Below are 24,379 nucleotides of genomic sequence, written 5' to 3' on the forward strand. Positions count from 1 at the left end.
TCGAAACTGGCGCCGCCCCTCATTGTCCGGCCGGACATTTCTCCCCGTATAGTGACGGGGAGAAAGGGGCTGGCCGCAATCTCGGCGCTTTTATCGCCACGCTTGTGATTGGCGAAACCCTCGATGGAAGCGCCCCTCTCCCCGTCGCTATACGGGGAGAGGATGCCGGCAGGCAGGTGAGGGGCGGCGCCAACGCCCGCAAGAAGTTTAGGCTTTGCCAATCTTTGCCGCCTTGTCCTTGTCGAACCACCACAGCGCCTCGACCGGAAAGCCGAAATCAGGCTTCTGCTCGGGAAAGCCGAACATGTCCCAATAGGCTACTCGGTGATTCGCGAGATAATATGTTGGAATCCAGTCTAGGCGCGCGCGCAAGACCCGATCGAGTGCTTTGAGCGCCGTGACCAGTTCGATCCGGCTTTGCGCCTTGCCGGCTGCCTCGATCAGCGCATCGATGGCCTTGCTTTCCGTACCGGGATAGTTGCGCATTCCCGGCGTTTTCGCCATCCGGGAATCATAGAGTATCTCCAGGCCGTCGGCAGTCGGCGTCGCCCCGATCGACCACGCGAGCAGGGTGAAATCGAAGTCGAAATTGCTGTGCCGCTGTTCATACTGCGTCGAATCCACCTGCCGGATAGAAGCGTCGATGCCGATCGTTTTCATGTTCTCGGCCCACGGCGAGAAAAGCCGAACGATGCCATCGTCCTCGGCCAACATTTCCACCCGCAGCCGCTCGCCCTTTTCATTGACGACGAAATTGCCCGCCCGCTTCCAGCCGGCTTCGGCAAGCAGTCTCGAACCCGCGCGCAGCAGCTTACGGTCGTGGCCCGAACCGTCGGAGACAGGCTGCATCACCGCTTCGCCGAAGGTTTCCGGCGGCAGCTCGGCTCGAAACGGCTCCAACAGGGCCAATTCCTCGGCCGAGGGCAGGCCCTCGGCCTTGTAATCCGACCGTTCGAAGTTGGATTGCGAGCGCTCGTAGGCGCCGTAAAACAAAACCCGCTTGGTCCATTCGAAATCGAAGCAATTGGCAATCGCTCGTCTGACGCGCACATCGCGGAATTGCGGACGACGCTGGTTCAGCGCGACAGCCTGCATGGATGGCGTTTTCTCGCCGGGAAATTCGCGTTTGACGACTCTGCCGTCCTTCAGCGCCGGGAAGTCGTAACCGGTCGCCCATACGCGCGAGGTAAATTCCTCGCGAAAATGCGTGTCCCCCTTTTTCAAGGCTTCGAACGCTGCCTGGCGATTGATGTAAAAGTCGATACGGATGCGGTCAAAATTATAGAGGCCGCGGTTCACGGCCAGATCCCTGCCCCAATAGTCGGCGACGCGTTCATATTCGACGGTCTGCCCGGCGGCCACGCGCCCTATTTTATATGGTCCGGAGCTGAGCGGCGGTTTCATCGTCGAGGCATCGAAATCATTGACCGTATAAAAGGCTTTGGACACGATCGGCATTGCGACGATCGCAAGGATATTCTGCGCGGATTGTTTGCCGTTGAAGGTAAGGTCGAGGGTAACCGGATCGACCGCCACCGCTTCCGTCATATGCCGCAACACCTGGGAGAGGTTCGGGTGGCCCTTGTCCTTGTAAAGCTTCAATGCGAAGGCGACGTCCTCCGCCGTCAGTGGCGAGCCGTCGTGGAAGCGCGCTTGCGGTCGCAGGCTGAAGCGGAAGCCATTGCGGTCCGGCGATAAGGTGACGGACTCGGCAAGCCGGCCATAGACCGCATCCGGCTCATCGAGTGCGCTTGCCATCAGCGAATCGAAACAGAGTTCGGTGCGCGGCGGCGATTCGCCCCTCAACACCAGGGAATTCAGCGTGTTGAACGTCAGGAAGCTCTGATTGAAGATGGAGTTCGGCGGTGCGAAATTCATCTGGCCGCCCTCGGCGGCGTCCGGATTGACATAGTCGAAATGTGTGAAACCTGGGGAATATTTGAGGTCGCCGAAGGCCGACAGCCCGTGCAGCTTGACGCCGGTCGCGATGGCGGCGAAGGCCCGGCCGGGCAGCAAAGCTGCCGCCGTGGCCGCGGCGCCCAGGGCCAGAAAGTCGCGGCGGGCCAGAGGAGCGCGGCGGGGGAGCGCCGTCATCAATTGCCACTCTTGTATTTTGCCGCCAGCGCCTTTTCCTTGTCCGGGTCGATCCACCAGGAATTCTGGTCGACGCCGCTATAGGCCGGTTGCTTCTCCGGGATGCCGAATTTGTTCCAGTAGGCGATACGAATTTTTCCCAAGTGCCACTGTGGGATCATGTAGTAGTTCCAGAGCAGCACCCGGTCCAGTGCGTGGGTGGCCCCTATCAGATCGTCCCGATCGGTGGCAAAGATCACTCGGTCGATGAGGGCGTCGACGATCGGGTTCTTGATCCCTGCCAAATTGCGTGACCCGGATGTATCGGCTGCAGTGGAGCTGAAGAAATCCCGCTGTTCGTTACCCGGCGAATTGGATTGCTGGAAGCCGGCAACCGCCAGCATATCGAAATCGAAGGCGCGGGTCCGGTTCGTGTACTGGCTGTCGTCAACGATGCGCAGCGTGGCATCGATGCCGAGACGTCTGAGATTGTCAATCAAGGGCCCGGCGACGCGTTCGTCTACGGGGTCGTTGCCGAGAAATTCGATCCTGAACGGTTCGCCGGTCTTTTCGTTGACGAGCTTGCCGCCGCGATTGACCCAACCCGCTTGCTTGAAGAGATCATAGGCCTTCCGAAGATTTTCACGCCCCGACTGCGGCGTGGTGTAGACGGGCAGCTTGAACTCCTGGGTGAACAGTTCGGGCGGCAGCTTGTCGCGATATTGCTGCAGGATTTCCAGCTCCTTGCCCTGCGGCAGGCCGCTTGAGGCTAAATCGCCACCTTCGAAATAACTGTCCGTGCGCGTATAGGCGCCGAAGAAGATGGTGCGGTTCATGCTCTCGAAATCATAAGCGTAGGTCAGAGCCTGGCGCACGCGCACGTCCTGAAAGAGCGGCCGGCGCGTGTTCATCACGTAGGCCTGCATGGGTTCCGGCGAGGTTGTGGGATATTCCGCTTTTATGACGTCCCCCGCTTTGATGGCGGGAAAGGTGTACTCGACTGCCCATCTCTGGGCCCGTGACTCAACGCGAAAATCCTCAAAGCCGCCCTTGGTGAAGGCCTGCCAAGAGGCATTGTCGTCGAGAAAGTAGCTGAAACGCCGCCTGTCGAAATTCTCTCGCCCGATCTTCACCGGCAGCTTGGCACCCCAGTAGTCCGGCACGCGCTGCCAGACGATCTCAGTGCCAGGCTTGAAGCTGGCGATCTTGTAGGCGGCCGAGCCGAGCGGCGGCTCCTGCGTCGGCCTGGTGATATCGCGCTTCTTGCCGTTGGCGTCGGTGCCTTCCCACCAGTGCTTCGGCAGCACCACCAGATCGCCGAGGATCTTCGGCAGCTCCCGATTGCCCTTCTGGTCGAAATGGAACTCGACCTCGCGGTCCGAGATCGCGACGGCATCGGTTACGTTCTCGAAATAGCGGCTGTACATCGGGCTGTTGGCCTTCAGCACCTGAAACGACCAGATCACGTCGTCGGTGGTGATCGGCTTGCCGTCGTGCCACTTGGCCCGCAGATCGAGACGGTAGGTCGCCGAGGAATAGTCGTCCGGATGTTTGTAGGCGTCGGAGATCAGCGGATGGCTGACGCTGCCTTCGTCGGTCGCCTGCTCCATCAGCGTGTCATAGAGCAGGCCGCCGCCGAACGGGACGAAGCCGGCGGCGAAGGAACCCTGGACGATATAGGGATTGAAGCTGTCGAACGTGCCGAGCACCACCGAATTTAGGGTGCCGCCCTTCGGCGCGTCCGGATTGACGTAGTCGTAGCGCTGGAAGTTGTTGCCGTATTTGGATTCGCCGATCAGCGACGAGGTGGTGCGCCATTCGTCCGCGAAGGCTGCTTGCAGGCCGCCGGCGAAAGCCGCCACAACCAGCGTCGATCTGAGAAACGTTCGGCCAACCGTCATGCCTTCTCCTCTGCGCGATAGCTGTCAGCCGACAATCTAGTTCATTTGACGCTCAAGAAAACCGCGACAGGTCGCCTTTGTCGCCGCACATGCGCTTTTCCCATTGAAAAAGCCGGGCTGAACCCGGCTTTTTCAAGGAATGTACGATTACAATTGCGTTATTGCGCCGGCGCTGGTGGCGGAGCAGCTGGGGCCGGTGCAGGTGCGGCCGGCGCTGCACCCTCTGCGGGTTTGGCCGGTGCTGCACTTTCTGCCGGTTTGGCCGGCGCCGCGCCTTCGGCGGGCGCGGCGGCATTCTCGGCCGAAGCGCCGGGTGCCGGCGGCGGCTTTGGACTGTCCGACAGCGTGCGCAGATAGGCGATGACGTTGGCGCGGTCCTCGTCCTTCGGCAGGCCGGCGAAGCCCATCGCCGTGCCCTTCACGAGCTTCTTCGGCGAGAGGAGAAAGTGATTGAGGTTGTCATAGGTCCACTTCTCGGCGCCGCCCTTGGAAAACTCTTCCATGCCGGCCGAATAAGCGAAGCCCTCATGCTCGGCGACGGGACGGTCGATTAGGTCCCAGAGATCAGGGCCGACCTTGTTCGGCCCGCCCTTCTCGCCGGAGTGGCAGGCCTGGCACTTCTTGAACACGGCGGCACCCGCCTCGACATTGGCGTTGGCCAGGAGGTCGGCGATCGGCTTGGCTTCTGCAGCGGGGGCTGCCGGGCCGCCCTCGGCAGGCTCCTCGGTCGCCTCGATGGCGAAGCCGGGTTTTTCCGGTGCGGGGGAGGCGAACAGCGCGTCGGACACAATGCCGACCGAGAAGACGACGAACACGGTTCCGAGCAGGCCGCCGATCAGCTTGTTGATTTCGAAAGAGTCCATACGCCCCAGGCTCCCTTTTCCGGCGGACCGATCCGTCCACTCCGTCCGTCGGTAATCGTGAACCACCCCACAAGGCGGTCAAATCGGGCGGAAACTAGGTCTTTTGCTCTGGCGTTGCAACACCTATAAGGGCGCTTCCAGTGAGACCTTTTGCCACTTTTCCCTTCCTCTTTTTCGGACGCTTCATCACCCGATGTCCACGCTCATTCTCATCCCGGCCCGCATGGCCTCGACCCGCCTGCCGGGCAAGCCGCTGGCCGACATCGCCGGCGTCCCAATGATCGTCCATGTCGCCCGCCGCGCTGCCGAAGCCGGGCTCGGCCGGGTGGTGGTCGCCACCGATACCGAAAGCGTGGCCGAAGCGGTGCGCGCGCACGGTTTCGAGGCGGTGATGACGCGCGTCGGCCACGAATCGGGCTCCGACCGCATCTTCGAGGCGCTGGCCACGCTGGACCCCGGGCGTAAGGTCGAAACGATCGTCAATGTGCAAGGCGACCTGCCGACCATCGATCCCGACATCATCAATGCCGCGCTGAGGCCTTTCGAGGATGCGACGGTCGACATCGCCACGCTCGGTATCGAGATCGTCCGCGACGAGGAAAAGACCAACCCGCATGTCGTCAAGATCGTCGGCTCGCCGCTGTCGGAGGCACGGCTGCGGGCGCTCTATTTCACCCGCGCCACGGCACCCTGGGGCGAGGGGCCGCTCTATCACCACATCGGCCTCTATGCCTATCGCCGCTCAGCGCTCGAACGCTTCGTCGCGCTGAAGCCATCGCCGTTGGAACGGCGCGAGAAGCTCGAGCAGTTGCGGGCGCTGGAGGCCGGCATGCGCATCGACGCCGAGATTGTGCAGTCGGCGCCGTTCGGCGTCGACACGCCGGACGATCTCGAACGCGCCAGAACCCTCCTTTCAACCTGAAACATCCGGTCAACCTGAGAATGCCTGAAAAAACCAACAGAATAGCCTTCCAGGGCGAGCCGGGCGCCAATTCCGACACTGCCTGCCGCAACATGTTCCCTGATATGGAGCCGTTGCCGTGTCCGACCTTCGAGGATGCCTTCAATGCGGTCGAGACCGGCAAGGCCGACCTCGCCATGATCCCGATCGAGAACACGATTGCCGGGCGCGTCGCCGACATCCACCACCTCCTACCGGAATCGAAGCTGCACATCGTCGGCGAATATTTCCTGCCGATCCATTTCCAGCTGATGGTCTTGCGGGGCGTCAGGCGCGACGAGATCATGACCGTGCACAGCCACATCCATGCGCTCGGCCAGTGCCGCAAATACATCCGCAAGAACGGCTGGAAGCCGGTGGTCGCCGGCGACACGGCGGGTGCCGCCAAGCTGATCGCCGAGCTGAAGGACCGCACCATGGCGGCGCTGGCGCCGGCCTTGGCCGCGACGCTCTACGGGCTCGACATCATCGAGGAGAATGTCGAGGACACCGACAGCAACGTCACCCGTTTCGTCGTGCTGACCAAGAACAGGCAGTGGGCACAACGCCCTTCCGCCGAAGCCAGGATGATGACGACGTTCATCTTCCGCGTCCGCAACGTGCCGGCCGCGCTCTACAAGGCGATGGGCGGCTTTGCCACCAACGGCATCAACATGACCAAGCTGGAGAGCTACCAGCTCGGCGCATTCACCGCGACCCTGTTCTATGCCGATATCGAGGGCCATCCCGACGATCCTTTGGTCAAGCTGGCACTCGACGAGCTTGCCTTCTTCTCGCGCGAAATGCGGATCCTTGGCGTCTACCCGGCCAGCGAATCGCGCGAGCAATGGAAAGTGGCGGATTAGCTCCCCCTGCGGCGTCCGGACTTAGCGCCTTGCCAGGTGACGAGCGTCGGGCGACATTCCTGCGATGTGGCTTCTGAAACTGATGCTCGCAGTCGCTGCATTGTATGCGGCCGTTGTCACTGTGGTGTATGTGCTTCAGTCCTGGCTGATCTTTCCGGCCGGCCTTGCGGCGTTCGGACCCGATCTGCCGGCCGGGGCCCGCCATGTCGAACTGGCGACGAAGGACGGCGAGCGCGTCGTTCTGGTGCGCCTGCCGGCAAGGCAGACGCCGGCCACGCCGCGCCCGCTCCTGCTGGGATTCGCCGGCAATGCCTGGAATGCCGACGCACTTGCCCTCATGCTGCACCAGCTTTTCCCAGAACATCAGGTCGCTGCGCTGCACTACCGCGGATATGCGCCGAGCAGCGGAAGCCCGTCGGCCGCCGCCCTGTTCGAGGACGCCCGACGCGCCCACGACCACCTGGCCACCGATGCCAAAGCCGGCATCGTCGCCATCGGCCTTAGCGTCGGCGCTGCGGTTGCGGTCGATCTGGCGGCGGCCCGGCCGTTGCGCGGCATCGTCATGGTTACACCCTTCGATTCGCTGAGAGAACTCGCCGCTCACCACTATCCCTGGCTGCCGGTTCGCCTCTTGCTGCGGCACCGCATGGAGGCGGCAGAATCCCTGCGCGACCTCGATGTGCCCACGGCCGTAATTACCGCCGAAAACGACACCATCGTTCCTGCCGCACGTTCGGCACCTCTGCGCGAGGCTGCCCGTGATCTGCGCAGCCACATCGCCATAGCGGCTGGCCACAACGACCTCTATGGCCATCCCGATTTCGCCGGAGCGCTACGCGCCTCCGTTGCAGCGGTCACGCGCGATTGACGAGCAGTTCCCAGATGTCGGAATTCCGGCTCGACATTCGTCCTTTGGTTGCCTCAATCGAAGAAGGGACGCGACGAGATGAGGAAACTGATCTCAATCGACGACGTCACGCACGATGGCGTCATGCAATCATCCGGAGCCTTCCAATGATCCCCACCATCACCGCCTTTGAACGGTCGCCCGATCGCGGAAGGGGACTGGCGCGTGACATGCGCGTTCGTTGGGCGCTTGAAGAAGTCGGCCAGCCCTACAAGGTTCGTCTTGTTTCGTTCAAAGCGATGAACGAACCCGCGCATCGAGCACTCCATCCTTTCGGACAGATTCCGACCTATGAGGAAGGCGATCTCGCCCTGTTCGAGTCGGGGGCGATCGTACTCCATATCGCCGAGCGCCATGCGGGCCTGTTGCCGGACGATGCGAATGCGCGGGCGCGCGCGATCACATGGATGTTTGCCGCGCTCAACACGGTGGAGCCGCCGATCCTTGAGCGCCAAACCGCCGTGCTCCTGGAGCGCGATGAGACCTGGCACGAACAGCGCCTGCCTACGGTCGAGGATCGCATCCGTGACCGGCTGGGCGAACTTTCCGATCGCCTGGGCGATGCCGACTGGCTCGATGGTGCGTTCAGCGCGGGGGACCTGATGATGGTGCACGTGCTGCTAAGGTTGAGCGGGTCGGGTATACTGGACGAATATCCGAACCTCTTCGCCTATGTCGCCCGGGGCGAAGCCCGGCCGGCCTACAAGCGTGCTTTCGCCGCTCAACTGGCGGTTTTCACTGGCAAGTCACCGACCGGCTGATGAGGGCTGCTATGGGGACGAACTTGCTCGTTCAGAACTCTGATCTTAGGACAGCGGCGCGTAGTCGATCTCGAGAAACGCCTCGACCTCGGGGATCCAGCGGTCGCGGACGAAGGCGATGTGGTCGGGATGGTCGTTGTAACCTGTATAGGCGGCCTGGTCGGCGAACTCCATCGAGAAGCCGAAACGATAATCGTTCTTCGGGCTTACCTGACGCAGCTGCTCGAACTTTTCGACGCCCGGTATCGCAGCCAGTATTTTCGCATCAGCGAGGAATCTTGCCTCCTCGACTGAGCTGTCCTTGTGCTTCAGCCTGAACACCACTGTGTGACGGATCACTTGCTCCCCCTATGAGTTTTTATGCGCTGTCGGCCCAGGCGCGGATGAGGTTATAGGCGATCGCCCCCTTCGGCGGGGTGACCAGGCCGCCCGGATGCTCGCGGGCCAGCATCGAGAGCACCTCGTCGCGAAAGAACCAGCGGCAGTCTTCGAGTTCGTTGAGGTCGGCCTGGATGTCGTCGTTGAGCGGTTCGCCGAAGCAGCCGATCATCAGCGAATAGGGAAACGGCCAGGGCTGGCTGGCATGGTAGACGACGCGGCCAAGCCGGATGCCGGCTTCCTCCAGCGTTTCACGGCGCACCGCCGCCTCGATCGTCTCGCCGGGTTCGATGAAGCCGGCGAGCGCCGAATACATGCCCGGTGCGAAATGCCGGCCGCGGCCAAGCAGGCATTTTTCGCGGGTCGCCGTCAGCATGATCGCCACCGGGTCGGTGCGCGGAAAATGCTCGGTCGCGCAGGCCGGGCAAAGTCGCTTGTAGCCGCCAGCCCGTATTTCGGCTTCGGTGCCGCATTTGCTGCAGAACCGGTGGCTGGCATGCCAGGCGAGCAGCGCTGCTCCTTGCGCCATCGCGCCGGCCGCCGCCTCGTCGATCAGCCCCTGCATATAGACCGAGCGATAGTCTATGGCCTTGATCGACTCCGGCAATTGTTCGGGATCGAGCCCGGCCGGCACGGCGAGCACCGGGCCGCTGTCGGAAAAACCGAGCAGGACGCCATGGTCGAGCGACACCTGGAGCGGCTGGCTTTCCTCGGCGCCGAACCAGGGGTCGAAGCCGCCATCCCTGAGCTTCAGGTAGAGCCGCCCGCCATGCATCAGCAAAAGCCTGACCGAGGGATCGGCGAGCGCCATTTCGACGGAATCGTCGGCGCGGTTTTCCGATTGCCGGTCGATCACATTGCCGGCGAAGCCGACGAACTGGCTCGGCTCGCGCAAGGGCGCGTCAAACAGGCGGATGCTCATGGGAGACTCAAGGTTCAGGATGGACACGGGACAGGCTTATAGCGCCGCCTTTATCTGTTGCGCAAACCGGCGAAGGTCCGAGCGCTGGTAGGGCTCGCGCATGCCGTGCCCCCACACCGGGCCCGGCCAGCCGGGATCGCCTTCCGAGCGGGCGACGACATGGACATGCAACTGGCGCACGACGTTGCCGAGGGCGCCGCTGTTGATCTTGGTGCAGCCGCTCACCCTCTTCAGCGCCTGCGCCACCATATTGGTCTCGAAGGTCAGCATCGCCTGGTCGAGCGGCGTCAAATCGTGGATTTCCTCCACGCCCGGTCGCTGCGGCACCAGAAGCAGCCACGGCCAGCGGCGGTCGTTCATCACCCGCAGCTCGCATAGGCCGAGCCACATCAATTGCTCGCTGTCCGCCTCCAGACGAGCATCCAGCGTAAATCCGGCCTTGAGGCCCGGCAACATCGGCGTTTCCTTCACTTTTGTCATGTTTTTTAGACTTTTGAACGCTAAAGCGGCTGCCGGTGGCCCGCAAGAGGCGGCAAGCGAATCGTTGCTTTGTGACGGCAGTTATGCTAGTGGTTCAGCCATGGTGCTGATTTGCGCCAATGACCCGCCCCGAGGCGAGTTTTCTGTTTCAGCATTCGGCGCCACTCCCGGCTGATTGAATCCTGCGCCCTTGCATTTCATCGCCGGATTGCCGATATGGAAGCGGGAGGTTGGTGGTGGACGGTCCACTCGCCAACCGGGTCAGGTCCGGAAGGAAGCAGCCCTAACGAGCCCGGAACGGGTCATTGTTCCAGCCTCCCACCTCTTCGCCTTTCTCCCGCGACATTGACGGCGCCAAGCCCTGCGGGCGAAACTATGCGCAGGAATCGGCCGCCTGCAGGCGCGGCCCTTGGAGCTTTACGGGCGAATGAGCGAAGCCGGAAATTCGGGAACGGAAAAGGCAGTCGCCTATCGCGTTCTGGCGCGCAAATACCGTCCTGCTAATTTTTCCGAACTGATCGGCCAGGAGCCGATGGTTCGCACCCTCACCAATGCTTTCGCCACCGGCCGCATCGCCCAGGCCTGGATGCTGACCGGTGTGCGCGGTGTCGGCAAGACGACGACGGCGCGCATTCTGGCGCGGGCGCTCAACTACAAGACCGCCACCGTCGACCAGCCTTCGGTCGACCTTGCCGTGCTGGGCGAGCATTGCCAAGCGATCATGGAAGGCCGCCATGTCGACGTCATCGAGATGGACGCCGCCTCGCATACCGGCATCGACGACATCAGAGACATCATCGAGCGCGTGCGTTACGCCCCGGTGTCGGCGCGCTACAAGGTCTACATCATCGACGAAGTGCACATGCTCTCGACCCAGGCCTTCAACGGCCTGCTGAAGACGCTGGAAGAGCCGCCGCCGCACGTCAAATTCATCTTCGCCACCACCGAAATCAGAAAAGTTCCGATCACCGTTCTGTCGCGTTGCCAGCGCTTCGACCTCAGGCGTATCGATGCCGGCACGCTGGTCGCGCATCTGTCCTCGATCGCCGGCAAAGAAGGCATTGCGGTCGACGACAACGCACTGGCGATGATCGCCCGTGCGGCCGAAGGATCGGCGCGCGATTCGCTGTCCATTCTCGACCAGGCGATCGCCCATGGCAGCGGCGCTGTCAGCGCCGAAGCGGTACGCGCCATGCTCGGGCTCGCCGACCGCGCCCGCATCGTCGACCTGTTCGAACATGTCATGAAAGGCGATGTGGCGTCCGCAGTGGCCGAGTTCCGCAACCAGTACGATACCGGCGCCGATCCGGCCGCGGTGCTGACCGACTTGGCCGAGTTCAACCACCTCGTCACCCGGTTGCGCTTCGTGCCGACGGCCCTTGAGGACGCGTCGCTGTCGGAGGACGAGCGCCGGCGCGGCGCCGATTTCGCCAAGGCGCTGTCGGTCAGGGTGCTGTCGCGGACCTGGCAAATGCTGTTGAAAGGCATTCCCGAGGTGCAGTCCTCCAACCGGCCGGTCAGTGCCGCCGAAATGGTGCTGATCCGGCTGGCGCATGCCGCCGACCTGCCGACACTGGACGAGGCGCTGAAATCGCTGGAGAGCGGAGCGTCGGTGCCCAACGGCGCGCCACGCGCGAATGGTGCGCCCGCAAGCTCTGTCGTCGCAAATCCCGGCCCAGCAAGTCCCGGAAATGGCGGCGCCAGCGCTGTGGCGCAGACGCGAATGCCGACGGCCAATGGCGGCGCGCAGACCATGCGGCTGGTCGAACCCGCGCCGATGCCTGCAGCCTTCGTTCCGGAGCCGGTTGCGGATGCGCCGCCGGTGCCGGTGAAATCGCTGGCCGACATCGTCGCGCTTGCCGACGCCCAGCGCGATATGGCCTTCAAGGTGCTGGTGAAGCGCTGCGTGCGCCTGGTGCGCATCGAGCCCGGCCGCATCGACGTCAGCCTGACCGATGATGCGCCGAAGATGCTGCTCAACGACCTGACCGCCAAATTGCGCGCCTGGACCGGCCGCAGCTGGCTGGTGTCGCTGTCGAAGGAAGAGGGCGGCCAGACGCTGGCCGAGATGGAATCGACCAAACGCGAAAGCGCCCTCCTCGACGCCAAGAGCGACCCGACCGTCGCCGCCATCCTGGCGCGTTTTCCCGGCGCCAAGATCATCGACGTGCGCATTCCCGACGCACCGGAAGCCGATGCGGTGGAGGCAGAGCTTCCGATCGAGCCGGCGACAGACGAAGACGAAACCTAAAGCATGATCCCGAAAAGTGGGAGCCGGTTTTCGGAGAAGATCATGCTCAACCAAAGATACACGATCAATCGTAGAGGACCAAGCGATGAAAGATCTTCTCGGCCTGATGGGCAAGGCGAAAGAAATGCAGGCCAAGTTCCAGGCCATGCAGGACGAGATCGCCACGCTGGAAGCCACCGGACAGGCCGGCGGCGGCCTGGTCAGCGTGACGCTGACCGGCAAATTCGAGATGAAGGCGCTGAAGATCGACCCGTCTCTGTTCAAGGAGGAGGAGGTCGAGATTCTGGAGGATCTGCTTCTCGCCGCCCACAATGACGCAAGGGCGAAGGTCGAGCAGATGATGCAGGAAAAGACCCAGGCACTGACCGCAGGACTGCCGATACCGCCGGGAATGAAGCTGCCGTTCTAAGGTGTTGATAGCTATGCCGGTCGACTGAACCCATTGCTCGAGCCTTGGGAAGGCTCCCTCCTGGTATCCTAGGATAGGACCCATGCCGTTATAGTGGCCATGGAGTGCTGTGCCGCGATTCGGCGGTCGCTTGCTCCACCGGTGTGTCCATTAGGCAACTCCGCGCACTTAATAACGCTTTAGCCATCTTTTTGCCTGAAAGTGTCTCATTCTTGCCGCAACCAGGGGCGGGCTGGCGACAGAATGAGGGGATATCTTTGATCGCGACCCGATGGAAGACGCCGTTATTGCTCGGCGTCATCACCTCTCCGCTGTTCTTGGCCGCTTGCAGTCAGACCACCTCGCACAGCCTGTCGGTGGCCAGCCTGACCGATGCCGCCAGGTCCTGGCCCTACCGTCATACACTGAAGGACAAGGAGTGCCTCAAGCGCGCGATGTTCTTCGAATCCAACCGGTCGAGCCGTGACGGCATGATTGCCGTCGGCACGGTGGTCATGAACCGGCTGCGTTCCGGCAAGCACGGCAACACCATCTGCCAGGTGGTCGGCGAGCGCGGCCAGTTCGCACCGGGCGTGATGACACGGCAGATGAATTCGAAGGCGATGCCCGACGTCGAGGAGGCCGCCGAGGCGGTGCTCAGGGGCGAGCGCAAGGCCAAGCTGAAGAACACGATGTTTTTTCACACCGCCGGCCTGCGTTTCCCCTACAAGAACATGCACTACACCATGGTTGCCGGCGGCAACGCCTTCTATGAAAAGCGCGGCCGGAACTGGAAACCGTTGCCGGACGAGCCGACGGTCGCGGTGGCACAGTCCACGCCGCGGGGGTCGGCGCGCGCAGCGCCTGTGACGCTCGTGGCCTCCGCCGCTCCGGTCGCCAAGGCAAAATTCGCCAAGGCAACCTATGTGACCGCGGTCGCAACGCAACCGGCAAAGGCTACTCTGGAGAAGGCGACGCCAGAGAAGGCGACCCTTGTGGCGATGCAAGAGCCGATGCAGGAGCCGGACGCGGCCCGTTTTGGCGGCACTGCCGGTGCGCAACCTGTCACGTCATTCCCGGCGGCGCCGGCCGAGCCGACGATGTCGTTTGAATCGACACCCGAGAACACCGACGCCATCGGTGCGATGATCGCCGGCCAGAGCCGGCCGCTGGAAGCATACTGACGGCAGCAGCATCCATACGCGCTGAACAGACCGCTCGCCCGCAGAACTGTTCCAAAGCGTGCGGAAAAATCATAAACCGATGCGATGTCGAAGCGAATCGCCGGTCCCGAGATCGAACGCCTGATCCAGCTTCTGGCCAAGGTGCCGGGGCTCGGGCCCCGTTCGGCCAGGCGGGCAGCACTTCACCTCATCAAAAAGAAGGAGCAGTTGCTGTCGCCGCTCGCCGCCGCCATGGGCGAGGCGGTCGACAAGGTGCGCATCTGCTCGACCTGCGGCAATGTCGATACGTCCGACCCATGCATGATCTGCACCGATCCGCGCCGCGACGCCGGCACGCTGATCGTCGTCGAGGACGTGGCCGACCTGTGGGCGCTGGAGCGGGCGGCCGCCATGAATGTCCGCTACCACGTGCTCGGCGGCTCGCTGTCGCCGCTCGACGGCGTCGGCCCCGAGCAGCTCAACATCCGATCGCTGGTCGACCGTGTCGCCGGCGGCGAGGTCAAGGAGGTGATCCTCGCCGTCAACGCCACGGTGGAGGGCCAGACCACCGCGCATTATCTCACCGACCAATTGTCCGGCTTCGACATCAAAGTAACGCGGCTGGCGCATGGCGTGCCGGTCGGGGGCGAACTCGATTATCTTGACGAAGGCACGCTGGCCGCGGCGCTGCGCTCGCGGACGGCGTTTTGAAGTGGCTGGCGGGAAGGATGCTTCTGAGATGACTGCGAAGGAACGCTGCCCTTGCATACTCTGCATTGTATTTCTGTTGGCCGCACTGATCGGCCTCCTCCCCACCCCTGCTTCCGCAGCAAAAATCGACGACCAATTCCGCGCCTGGCTGCGAGGCGATCTCTGGCCCGAGGCGAACGCGAAAGGCATCTCCAGAAAAACCTTCGATGCCGCCTTCGACGGCGTCAAACCGAACCTGAAACTGCCCGACCTGGTTATGCCGGGCAAAAAGGCGACGACGCCGCAGAAGCAGCATCAGGCGGAGTTCGGTTCGCCCGGCGCCTATTTCGCCGAAAAGACGGTTCGCGCCGTAACCGCCGGTGGCCGCACGCGCAAGGCGGCCAATGCCAGGACCATTGCCGCGATCGAGAAGCGCTACGGCGTGCCGGGCGAGGTGCTGCTGGCGATCTGGGGCCGCGAGAGCGGCTTCGGCGCGGCGAAGATGCCTTACGACGCTTTCGAAGTGCTGGGCACCAAGGCGTTCATGGCGGCCAGGAAGGACTTCTTTCGCACCGAGCTTATGGCAGCACTCGAGATCGTCGAGCGTGGGCTGGCCCCGGTCGGCGCGATGAAATCGTCCTGGGCAGGCGCGCTCGGCCAGCCGCAGTTCATGCCGAGTTCGTTCCTGAACCATGCCGTCGATTTCGATGGCGACGGTCGGGCCGATATCTGGAATTCGGTGCCGGACACGCTGGCCTCGGTCGCCAACTATCTCGTCCACCATGGCTGGGTGAAGGGTCGCGGCTGGGGCTTCGAGGTGACTGTACCGGAAGCGGTCTCCTGTTCGCTCGAAGGTCCGGACCAGGGCAAGAGGATTTCCGAGTGGGCTGATATGGGCATCAAGCGTGTCGCGGCAGGATCGTTTCCGGCGCGTGAGCTGAAGGCTGAAGGCTTTCTTTTGATGCCGGCCGGGCGCAGCGGTCCGGCCTTCATCGTCACGCCCAATTTCTACGTGCTGAAGCAATACAACACCAGCGATCTGTATGCCCTGTTCATCGGCCACGGCGCCGACCGCATCGCCCGTGGCGACAGCAATTTTTCAGGGCGCTGGGGCGCGGTCGGCGGGCTCCACAGGTCGGACATCGCCACCCTGCAGCGGGCCCTGGAGGCCGAGGGCTATGATGTCGGCAGTGCCGACGGCCTGCCCGGCTTCAAGACCCGCCGCTCGATCGGTAAGTGGCAGGCCAGGAACAGTCGAGCCGCCACCTGTTTTCCCGATGCCGACCTGGTCACCGCATTGAAATAGCTCACCCCCCGGGGTTCGTTCCCGGCGGTGGCGGCTGGCTGATCTGGTCCAACCAACAGCTTTGCAAATGCTCGTTGCCGCGCTTGAAACCGCCGGATATGGTGAGGCGGAACTGGATAAAAGTTGCCAAGACAACCGGTTCTGGGATCACCGTTGATTTGGCAAGAGAACGCCACAAGCCTGGGCCGGGAACTCAGGTCAACAAAACAGGGAACAATCAAAATGATGATGGAAAAGTTTGCTCTACGCTCCCGCTTCTTGCTCGCGGGCGCAGCCATGTCCGCGCTGCTTCTGGCCGGCGCGCCGGCCTTTGCGGTCACGCCCGCCGACACGCTGGTCGAGGGTTTCGCCATCGACGACATCATCTCCATGGATCCGGGCGAGGCGTTCGAGCTGTCGACCGCCGAGGTCACCGGCAACACCTACGATCTTCTTGTCCGCCTCGATCTCAGCGATCCCTCCAAGGTCAAGGGCGATCTCGCCGAAAGCTGGAGCGTCTCAGACGACGGCCTGACCTACACTTTCAAGCTCAAGCCCGGCCTGAAATTTGCCTCGGGCAACCCGATCACGGCGGCGGACGTCGCCTATTCGTTCGAGCGCGCCATCAAGCTCGACAAGAGCCCGGCCTTTATCATCGGGCAGTTCGGCATCAACGGCGACAACGTCACTGAGAAGGCCAAGGCCATCGATGACACGACGTTCCAGTTCACGGTCGACAAGGCCTATGCGCCGAGCTTCGTCTTGAACTGTCTGTCGGCAACCGTCGCCTCGGTCGTCGACTCCAAGCTGGTCAAGGAGCATGTCGCGGCGGTGACGCCGAGTGCCGACTACAAATACGACAATGACTTCGGCAACGCGTGGCTGAAGACCGGCTATGCCGGCTCCGGCGCCTTCAAGCTGCGCGAATGGCGGGCCAACGAGGTCGTCGTCATGGAGCGCAACGACAATTATCACGGCGAAAAGGCCAAGCTTGCCCGCGTCATCTATCGCAACATGAAGGAAAGCTCGGGTCAGCGCCTGGCGCTGGAAGCCGGCGACATCGACGTCGCCCGCAATCTCGAGCCGAACGATCTCGACGCCATCGCCAAGAACGCCGATCTCACCACCACCAGCGCACCGAAGGGCACGGTCTTCTACATCAGCCTCAATCAGAAGAACCCGAACCTCGCCAAGCCCGAGGTTCGCCAGGCCTTCAAATATCTTGTCGACTACGATGCCTTGAGCTCGACCATCCTCAAGGGCATTGGCGAGATCCACCAGACCTTCCTGCCGAAAGGCGTGCTCGGCGAGCTGGACGAGAATCCGTTCAAATTGGACGTCGCCAAGGCCAAGGAACTGCTTGCCAAGGCTGGCTTGGCCGACGGCTTCAGCGTCACCATGGACGTACGCAACACCCAGCCGGTGACCGGCATGGCGGAATCGTTCCAGCAGACGCTGGGACAGGCCGGCATCAAGCTGGAGATCATTCCCGGCGACGGCAAGCAGACGCTGACCAAATACCGCGCCCGCAACCACGATATCTATATCGGCCAGTGGGGCCAGGATTATTTTGATCCGAACTCCAATGCGCAGACCTTCGCCAGCAACCCGGACAATTCGGATGAAGGCAAGACCAAGACCCTGGCCTGGCGCAACGCCTGGGACATCCCGGAATTAACCAAAGAGACCGAGGCTGCTCTGCTCGAGAAGGATGCGGCCAAGCGCGCCGCAATGTACCAGGATCTGCAGAAGAAGGTCCTCGAAACCAGTCCTTTCATCATCATCCACCAGCAGCTGGAAGTGGCTGGCCTGCGCAAGAACCTCAAGGGCTTTGCGCTCGGCCCGAGCTTCGACACCAACTTCGTCGGCCAGATATCCAAGGAGTGATATCGGCGGACTTGCCGCATGAGCACTGTTGAAAGCGAAGCGACGGCAGGGCGCGGCAGCGCCCGTGCTGTCGCTGTCGCGTCGGTGATCGCCCGCTTCCTGGTCATCGCCATAACCACCTATCTCGGTCTTCTTGCGGTGACCTTCTTCATCGGCCGGGTGATCCCGATCGACCCGGTGCTGGCAGTGCTCGGCGACCGGGCGCCTGCCAATGTCGTCGAGCGCACCCGCCGCGAGATGGGTCTCGACCTGCCGCTGGTCGAGCAGTTCTACATCTATGTGAAAAATGCCCTGAACGGCAATTTCGGCACCTCGGTGCTGACCACCAATCCTGTCATGACCGACATTCGCCGCGCCTTTCCGGCGACGATCGAGCTGGCGACGCTGGGGACGCTGATCGGTGCATTCCTTGGTGTACCGCTCGGCGTGCTGGCCGCGGTCCGGCGCGGCAGCATCATCGACCAGATCGTGCGCATCATTGGCCTGGTCGGCTACTCCGTGCCGATCTTCTGGCTGGGACTGCTGGCGCTCGTGCTATTCTACGCCAGGCTGCAATGGGTGGCTTTTCCCGGCCGCCTCGACATCGTCTACGAATACACCTTCACGCCGATCACCGGCTTTTATCTTCTGGATGCACTGTGGCAGCGGCAGTGGGATGTGTTTTTCGATGCCTTCCGCCACATCATCCTGCCGGCCTCGCTGCTTGGCTATTTCTCGCTCGCCTATATCAGCCGCATGACGCGGTCGTTCATGCTGAACGAGCTTGCCCAGGAATATATCGTGGCGGCGCGCGCCAAGGGCCTGTCGGAAACACGCATCATCTGGGGCCACGCACTGCGCAACGCTGCGGTGCCGATGGTCACCGTGATCGCGCTTTCGTATGCCGGCCTGCTCGAAGGCTCGGTGCTGACCGAGACCGTGTTTTCGTGGCCGGGTATCGGCCTCTACATCACCAATTCCCTGCAGAACGCCGACATGAACGCGGTGCTCGGCGGCACCATCATCATCGGCTCGGTCTTCATCGGCATCAATCTCCTGTCCGATCTGCTCTACAGGGTGCTCGACCCAAGGACCAAGGTACGATGAGCGCTGAAGCAATCCAGAGCCGTCGCGACTGGCTGCTCAGCGAGCGGCCGGCGTCGCGCATGCAGGCAAGGCTCGGCCGCGCCTATGTCGCGTGGCGGCGCTTTTCCGCCAATCGGCTGGCGTTTCTCGGCCTGCTCATCATCATCGCTTTGCTGGTGGTCGCCGCCCTTGCCGATGTGCTGGCGCCCTATTCGCCGACGTTCGGCGACCTCAAGGGCTCGCGCCTGCTGGCGCCAAGCGCCGAGCACTGGTTCGGCACCGACGACCTCGGCCGCGACATCCTTTCGCGCGTCATCTTCGGCTCGCGATGGACGCTTTACGTCGTCATTCTCGTCGCCGTCATTGCCGCCCCTATCGGCCTGCTGGTCGGCACCGTCGCCGGCTATGCCGGCGGCTGGATCGATGCGATCCTGATGCGCATCACCGACATCTTTCTTGCGTTTCCGAAGCTGATCCTGGCGCTGGCCTTTGTCGCCGCACTTGGCCCCGGCATCGAGAATGCGGTGCTCGCCATCGCCATCACCTCATGGCCGCCCTATGCGCGTATTGCCCGTGCCGAAACGCTCACCGTGCGCAATTCGGACTACATCAAGGCGGTGCAATTGATGGGTGCTTCGCCATTCCGCATCGTGCTTCGCCACATCATGCCGCTCTGCATCTCGTCGCTGATCGTCAGGGTGACGCTCGACATGGCCGGCATCATCCTGACCGCCGCCGGTCTCGGCTTCCTCGGCCTCGGCGCACAGCCGCCGCTGCCGGAATGGGGCGCGATGATCGCGTCGGGCCGCCGCTTCGTGCTCGACCAGTGGTGGGTGGCCGGCGCACCGGGCTTTGCCATCCTCATCGTCAGCCTCGGCTTCAACCTGCTCGGCGACGGCCTCCGCGACGCGCTCGACCCCCGGAGTGGCGACCAATGAGCGGCGACCCCATGGGCCGTGATCAATGAGCACGCTTCTCGACGTCGACGATCTGCGCGTCACCTTTCCGACGCGTACCGGCCGCATCGAAGCGGTGCGCGGCGTCTCCTTCTCGCTCGGCCGCGAACGGCTCGGCATCGTCGGCGAGAGCGGTTCCGGCAAGTCGCAGACAGGCCGCGCCATCATGGGCCTGACCCCGCCGCAGGCCGAGGTCACCGCCAGGAAACTTGCTTTCGACGGCATCGACCTGCTCACGGCCTCGCTCCGCGACCGCCGTGCGTTGCGGGGAAAACGCATCGCCATGATCCTGCAGGATCCGAAATATTCGCTCGACCCGGTGATGAGCATCGGCCGTCAGATCGTCGAGACGCTGCGCACGCATGAGAAGGTCGGCAAGGCCGAAGCCCGCGACCGCGCGCTCGCCATGCTGGAGGCGGTGCAGATCCGCGATCCCGCCCGTGTCTTCGACCTGCATCCGCACGAGGTGTCGGGCGGCATGGGCCAGCGCGCCATGATCGCCATGATGCTGATCGCCGGGCCGGAAATGATGATCGCCGACGAGCCGACCTCGGCGCTCGATGTCACTGTGCAACTCGACGTGCTCGGCATTCTCGACAGGCTGGTCAGCGAGCGCGGCATGGGGCTGATCTTCATCTCGCACGATCTGCGCTTGGTCTCGTCCTTCTGCGACCGGGTGATCGTCATGTATGCCGGCAAGGTCGTCGAGCAGCTGGCGGCGTCGGAACTCGGCCGTGCCCAGCATCCCTATACGCGCGGCCTGCTCAACTGCATGCCCAAGATCGGCGCCGACCGTCACCCGCTGCCGGTGCTCGACCGCAAGCCGGAGTGGGCGGCATGACATCAGCGCTTTCCGTCGACAGGCTGGAGGTGGTCTTCGACCGATATCGCGCGCTGAAGGGCGTCAGCCTCGAAGTGCAATCAGGCGAATCCTTCGGCCTGGTCGGCGAATCCGGCTCCGGCAAATCGACGCTGCTGAGGGCAATCGCCGGTCTCGCGCCGATCGCTTCGGGCAGCATCACGGTCAACGGAAAAAAACTCGGCGCGCGCCGCGACAAGGCTTTCTATCGCGAGGTGCAGATGGTCTTCCAAGACCCTTACGGCTCGCTGCATCCTCGCCAGACCGTCGATCGCCTGCTGCAGGAGCCGCTCGCCATCCACGGCTTTGCCGATGGCGAAAAGCGCATCCAGCGGGCGCTGGACGAAGTCGGGCTCGGCACCGGCTTCCGCTTCCGCTATTCGCATCAATTGTCGGGCGGCCAGCGCCAGCGCGTGGCGATTGCGCGCGCCCTGATCCTCGAACCGTCGATCCTGCTGCTCGACGAGCCGACCTCGGCGCTCGACGCGTCGGTGCAGGCCGAAGTGCTCAACCTCTTGGAGGAGATCCGGCGGCGGCGCAAGCTCACCTTCCTGATGGTCAGCCACGACCTCGCCATCATCACCCATATGTGCGAGCGGCTGATGGTGATGCAGAACGGCGAGGCGGTCGAGCACCTCACCGCGGACGACCTCGTCAAGCGTCACGTGACCAAGGATTACACGCGCAATCTCTTGCGGGCCAGCGACGGGTTTGTCAGGACGGCGTGAATCAAATTTCAGCGTCGCTAACGGCAGCAGGCCCAACGACCCGGCAGCGGTGCCAACTTGAGGAAAACATGAAATAAGATCAGAACAATTCCCGGCAATCATCCAAACGAGAACGGGCGCCGGCCCGGCGAGGGACAAAATGAAGAATTCAGCCATTTCCGAACGCAAGAACCAGTCGATCTCGCGCGGCGTCGGCATGACCACGCAAATCTATGCCGACCGCGCCGAGAACTCGGAAATCTGGGACGTCGAAGGCCGCCGCTACATCGACTTTTCGTCCGGCATCGCCGTCGTCAACACCGGCCATCGTCACCCGAAGGTGATCGAGGCGGTCAAGGCGCAGCTCGACCGCTTCACCCACACCTGCCACCAGGTGGTGCCCTATGAGAGCTATGTCAGGCTGGCCGAACGGCTGAACAGCATGCTGCCGGGCAAGTTCGAAAAGAAGACCATCTTCGTCACCACCGGCGCCGAGGCGGTGGAGAACGCCGTCAAAATCGCCCGCAACGCCACAGGTCGGCCGGCGGTCATCGCCTTCGCCGGCGGCTTCCATGGCCGCACCTTCATGGGCATGGCGCTGACCGGCAAGGTCGTGCCCTACAAGATCGGCTTCGGCGCCATGCCGGCCGATGTTTTCCACGCGCCGTTCCCGGTGGCGCTGCACGGCATCTCGATCGCCGATTCGCTGGCCGCGCTCGACCGGCTGTTCAAGGCCGATGTCGATCCGGCCCGAGTCGCCGCGATCATCGTCGAGCCGGTGCAAGGCGAGGGCGGCTTCTACGAAGCGCCGCGCGAGTTCATGACGGCGCTGCGCAAGATCTGCGACCAGCACGGCATGCTGTTGATCGCCGACGAGGTGCAGACCGGCTTTGCTCGCACCGGAAAGATGTTCGCTATGGATCACCACGAAGTGGCGCCCGATATCACCACCATGGCAAAGAGCCTCGCCGGCGGCTTCCCGCTGTCGGCGGTCACCGGGCGTGCCGAGATCATGGATGCGCCGAACCCGGGCGGGCTCGGCGGCACCTATGGCGGCAGCCCGATAGGCGTCGCCGCGGCGCATGCGGTGCTCGACGTCATCGATGAGGAGAAACTCTGCGACCGCGCCAACACGCTGGGCAACCGGCTGAAGCAGCGGCTGCAATCGATCCGCGACGACACGCCGGAGATCGTCGATATCAGAGGCCCCGGCTTCATGAACGCGATTGAGTTCAATGAAGTCAAAAAGGGCTTGCCGTCGGCCGAGATCGCCAATGCCGTCCGGCTGAAGGCGCTCGATAAGGGCCTGATCCTGCTCACCTGCGGCGTCTACGGCAACGTCATTCGTTTCCTGGCGCCGATCACCATCCAGGACGGCGTCATGAACGAAGCGCTCGACATCCTGGAAAGCTCGATCCGTGAGGTCCGCGCCAGCTAGAGCGGATCTCGCCGGTGTTTGCGCCACCCCTCACCCTCTCCCCGTGAAAAACAGGGAGAGGGGTCCCCAGCGTTCCGATCAGCCCTTCTCCCCGTGCTTTGCGGGAAGAAGTGCCCGGCATGAAGGGGCAGCGCCGAGATCGGCAAATTGGCGGTCGACGCTGGAAGCGCAGGAAACCACCGTTCGCAAGCCGGCATCACCTGAATATCAACATATCCTATTCAGCGGCGCGGACAGGCTCTCCTGCTGGAAGGCGGCGAGCGCCGCCTTCAGTCCATCCGGCCCCGCCGCAACCGTCTGCGGCGTTGGTGAGAAGCCGGCGCCGAGCATCTTGCGGCCAAGCATATGGTCGCCCGGCCGGTTGACCGATTCAATGCCGAGGAGACGATTTCCAGCATAATGGTAGATCGAGAATTTGTTCTCGTTGACGTCGCCCAGCACGACATGGCTGTCGCCGCCCGAAATCAGGCCGACCATCTGCAGCTTCATGTCGCCGATATCGGACCAGAACCATGGCACCGCCGCAAAGGCGTCCGCATGGCCGACGATGGTGCGCGCGGCAAGACGCGCCTGGTCGGTCGCATTCTGCACCGATTCCAGCCGCACATCGCTGCCGGTGAGCCAGTGCCGGTAGGAGGCGGCATCGCCGATGGCGAGGATTTCAGGCACCGACGTGCGCATCTGCTGGTCGACGCGGATGCCGTTGGCGATTGTGATGCCGGCGGCCTGGGCCAGTTCGACATTCGGCACGACGCCGATACCGACGATGACCATCTGCGCCGGCAGGCGCTCGCCGGATGTGGTGATCGCGGCCGAGACATAGCCGTTCTCGCCTTCGAGCCGCGCAATCATGGTGCCGGTGAGGATGCGCACGCCAGTCGCTTCCAGCCGTTGCCGCACGTGCCTCGCGATGACCGGCGCCACTGCCCGGCCGAGCAGCCGGTCGACCGCCTCGACCACGGTGACCTCGCGGCCGGCCGCTTTGAGCGTCGCGGCGATCTCCATTCCGATGAAGCCGCCACCGAGGATGACCACATCCTCGCTCTGCGCGCTCAACGCGCGGATCAGCCGCGCGTCGGCGAGCGAGCGCAACGACACCACACCTGAAAGCTCCGAACCCGGCAGCGGCAGGATTCGCGGCCGCGAACCGGTCGCCAGGATCAGTCGGTCGAAAGGCAGCACGCCGCCACCTGATAGCTCCAGCCTGCGTCCGGCATCGATGCGGTCGACCCTGATGCCCGGCCGGTAGTCGATGGTACTGGCGGTATAAAACGTCTCGCCGCGCAGCGGCTGCGGTTTGGCCTCTTGATCCTTGATGAAGGTCTTCGACAGCGGCGGCTTGTGATAGGGCAGTTCATTCTCGTCGCCGACGAGGATCACGGGTCCGTCGTAACCGTCCTCGCGCAGGCTGGCGGCCGCTTGCACGCCCGCATGACCCGCACCGACAATGACCACACCGTTTTTCATCGCAGCCCCAATTTCCTCATCCCCAATTCTTCGTCCAAGTCTAGGACGTCTCGCCACGTGGCAATTGTCTGACCCCGCCGCAAGACCACCTTTGCGGGTCGCACCCGGAATGGCGGTCCATCAATAAGCTAA

At 63.2% G+C, this 24,379-nt stretch carries 22 protein-coding genes and 1 other RNA gene; 16 read left to right on the forward strand and 7 right to left on the reverse strand.

Annotated features, from left to right (window positions below; genetic code table 11):
* Window positions 1-207 precede the first annotated feature (207 nt).
* The 3 genes from ACWTU8_RS21175 to ACWTU8_RS21185 form a co-directional block, all read right to left on the reverse strand.
* Window positions 208-2,094: an extracellular solute-binding protein gene (locus tag ACWTU8_RS21175; RefSeq protein WP_455849712.1), complete on the reverse strand. Its 1,887-nt coding sequence runs from the start codon at window positions 2,092-2,094 to the stop codon at window positions 208-210.
* Complete coding sequence (locus ACWTU8_RS21180; protein ID WP_455849713.1) at window positions 2,094-3,974, reverse strand: extracellular solute-binding protein; 1,881 nt, start codon at window positions 3,972-3,974, stop codon at window positions 2,094-2,096. Before ACWTU8_RS21180 ends, ACWTU8_RS21175 begins: the two co-directional genes overlap by 1 nt.
* Before the next feature lie 158 nt (window positions 3,975-4,132).
* Window positions 4,133-4,837, reverse strand: coding sequence for a c-type cytochrome (locus tag ACWTU8_RS21185; protein ID WP_455849714.1), 705 nt, complete (start codon window positions 4,835-4,837; stop codon window positions 4,133-4,135).
* A 193-nt stretch (window positions 4,838-5,030) separates the two neighbouring features.
* Here ACWTU8_RS21185 and ACWTU8_RS21190 point away from each other — a divergent pair, with 193 nt between their 5' ends.
* The 4 genes from ACWTU8_RS21190 to ACWTU8_RS21205 all read left to right on the forward strand — a co-directional run bounded on the left by ACWTU8_RS21190 (window position 5,031) and on the right by ACWTU8_RS21205 (window position 8,311).
* Entirely contained in the window at window positions 5,031-5,759 is a 729-nt protein-coding gene (locus tag ACWTU8_RS21190) for a 3-deoxy-manno-octulosonate cytidylyltransferase (protein ID WP_455849715.1), read from the forward strand.
* Window positions 5,760-5,779: 20 nt separating this feature from the next.
* On the forward strand, window positions 5,780-6,643 hold the full coding sequence (locus tag ACWTU8_RS21195) for a prephenate dehydratase (RefSeq protein WP_455849716.1): 864 nt from the start codon (window positions 5,780-5,782) through the stop codon (window positions 6,641-6,643).
* A 64-nt stretch (window positions 6,644-6,707) separates the two neighbouring features.
* On the forward strand, window positions 6,708-7,511 hold the full coding sequence (locus ACWTU8_RS21200) for an alpha/beta hydrolase (protein ID WP_455849717.1): 804 nt from the start codon (window positions 6,708-6,710) through the stop codon (window positions 7,509-7,511).
* 146 nt (window positions 7,512-7,657) lie between these two features.
* A complete protein-coding gene (locus ACWTU8_RS21205; protein ID WP_455849718.1) occupies window positions 7,658-8,311 on the forward strand; it encodes a glutathione S-transferase family protein in 654 nt (217 codons plus the stop codon).
* A 45-nt stretch (window positions 8,312-8,356) separates the two neighbouring features.
* Here the strand turns inward: ACWTU8_RS21205 and ACWTU8_RS21210 are convergent, their stop codons facing one another.
* Genes ACWTU8_RS21210 through ACWTU8_RS21220 form a run of 3 tightly spaced genes read right to left on the reverse strand, consistent with a single transcriptional unit; the run spans window position 8,357 to window position 10,067 of the window.
* The gene (locus tag ACWTU8_RS21210; RefSeq protein WP_455849719.1) at window positions 8,357-8,650 is read right to left on the reverse strand and encodes a Dabb family protein; all 294 of its coding nucleotides are present in this window, start codon (window positions 8,648-8,650) and stop codon (window positions 8,357-8,359) included.
* 19 nt (window positions 8,651-8,669) lie between these two features.
* A complete protein-coding gene (gene nudC, locus ACWTU8_RS21215; protein WP_455849720.1) occupies window positions 8,670-9,611 on the reverse strand; it encodes an NAD(+) diphosphatase in 942 nt (313 codons plus the stop codon).
* Window positions 9,612-9,647: 36 nt separating this feature from the next.
* On the reverse strand, window positions 9,648-10,067 hold the full coding sequence (locus ACWTU8_RS21220) for an HIT domain-containing protein (protein WP_029356985.1): 420 nt from the start codon (window positions 10,065-10,067) through the stop codon (window positions 9,648-9,650).
* Between the two features lie 249 nt (window positions 10,068-10,316).
* Between ACWTU8_RS21220 and ffs the strand changes: the two genes are divergently transcribed.
* The 12 genes from ffs (at window position 10,317) to ACWTU8_RS21280 (ending at window position 22,780) form a co-directional block, all read left to right on the forward strand.
* Window positions 10,317-10,413: signal recognition particle sRNA small type (ffs, locus tag ACWTU8_RS21225), an RNA gene on the forward strand.
* Window positions 10,414-10,518: 105 nt separating this feature from the next.
* A complete protein-coding gene (locus ACWTU8_RS21230) occupies window positions 10,519-12,342 on the forward strand; it encodes a DNA polymerase III subunit gamma/tau (RefSeq protein WP_455849721.1) in 1,824 nt (607 codons plus the stop codon).
* 85 nt (window positions 12,343-12,427) lie between these two features.
* On the forward strand, window positions 12,428-12,751 hold the full coding sequence (locus tag ACWTU8_RS21235; protein ID WP_029356983.1) for a YbaB/EbfC family nucleoid-associated protein: 324 nt from the start codon (window positions 12,428-12,430) through the stop codon (window positions 12,749-12,751).
* Window positions 12,752-13,008: 257 nt separating this feature from the next.
* Window positions 13,009-13,914: a cell wall hydrolase gene (locus ACWTU8_RS21240; RefSeq protein WP_455849722.1), complete on the forward strand. Its 906-nt coding sequence runs from the start codon at window positions 13,009-13,011 to the stop codon at window positions 13,912-13,914.
* A gap of 84 nt (window positions 13,915-13,998) precedes the next feature.
* Window positions 13,999-14,604: a recombination mediator RecR gene (recR, locus tag ACWTU8_RS21245; protein ID WP_128340509.1), complete on the forward strand. Its 606-nt coding sequence runs from the start codon at window positions 13,999-14,001 to the stop codon at window positions 14,602-14,604.
* A gap of 28 nt (window positions 14,605-14,632) precedes the next feature.
* The gene (locus ACWTU8_RS21250; protein ID WP_455849723.1) at window positions 14,633-15,889 is read left to right on the forward strand and encodes a lytic murein transglycosylase; all 1,257 of its coding nucleotides are present in this window, start codon (window positions 14,633-14,635) and stop codon (window positions 15,887-15,889) included.
* Between the two features lie 222 nt (window positions 15,890-16,111).
* Window positions 16,112-17,755, forward strand: a complete 1,644-nt coding sequence (locus ACWTU8_RS21255; RefSeq protein WP_455849724.1) for an ABC transporter substrate-binding protein — start codon at window positions 16,112-16,114, stop codon at window positions 17,753-17,755.
* An 18-nt stretch (window positions 17,756-17,773) separates the two neighbouring features.
* Window positions 17,774-18,841, forward strand: a complete 1,068-nt coding sequence (locus ACWTU8_RS21260) for an ABC transporter permease (protein ID WP_455849725.1) — start codon at window positions 17,774-17,776, stop codon at window positions 18,839-18,841.
* Window positions 18,838-19,758, forward strand: a complete 921-nt coding sequence (nikC, locus tag ACWTU8_RS21265; protein ID WP_029356978.1) for a nickel transporter permease — start codon at window positions 18,838-18,840, stop codon at window positions 19,756-19,758. The genes ACWTU8_RS21260 and nikC overlap by 4 nt, the downstream gene beginning before the upstream one ends.
* 25 nt (window positions 19,759-19,783) lie before the next feature.
* Window positions 19,784-20,617, forward strand: coding sequence for an ABC transporter ATP-binding protein (locus ACWTU8_RS21270; protein WP_455849726.1), 834 nt, complete (start codon window positions 19,784-19,786; stop codon window positions 20,615-20,617).
* Window positions 20,614-21,363 carry an ABC transporter ATP-binding protein gene (locus ACWTU8_RS21275; protein ID WP_455849727.1) on the forward strand — a complete coding sequence of 250 codons (750 nt, stop codon included), beginning with the start codon at window positions 20,614-20,616 and terminating at the stop codon, window positions 21,361-21,363. The genes ACWTU8_RS21270 and ACWTU8_RS21275 overlap by 4 nt, the downstream gene beginning before the upstream one ends.
* A 139-nt stretch (window positions 21,364-21,502) precedes the next feature.
* Window positions 21,503-22,780 (forward strand): 4-aminobutyrate--2-oxoglutarate transaminase, encoded by a 1,278-nt coding sequence (locus tag ACWTU8_RS21280; RefSeq protein ID WP_455849728.1) that lies wholly within the window; start codon window positions 21,503-21,505, stop codon window positions 22,778-22,780.
* 207 nt (window positions 22,781-22,987) lie between these two features.
* Here the strand turns inward: ACWTU8_RS21280 and ACWTU8_RS21285 are convergent, their stop codons facing one another.
* Window positions 22,988-24,247: an NAD(P)/FAD-dependent oxidoreductase gene (locus tag ACWTU8_RS21285; protein WP_455849729.1), complete on the reverse strand. Its 1,260-nt coding sequence runs from the start codon at window positions 24,245-24,247 to the stop codon at window positions 22,988-22,990.
* Window positions 24,248-24,379 lie beyond the last annotated feature (132 nt).

The organism is Mesorhizobium sp. BHbdii (assembly GCF_053848045.1).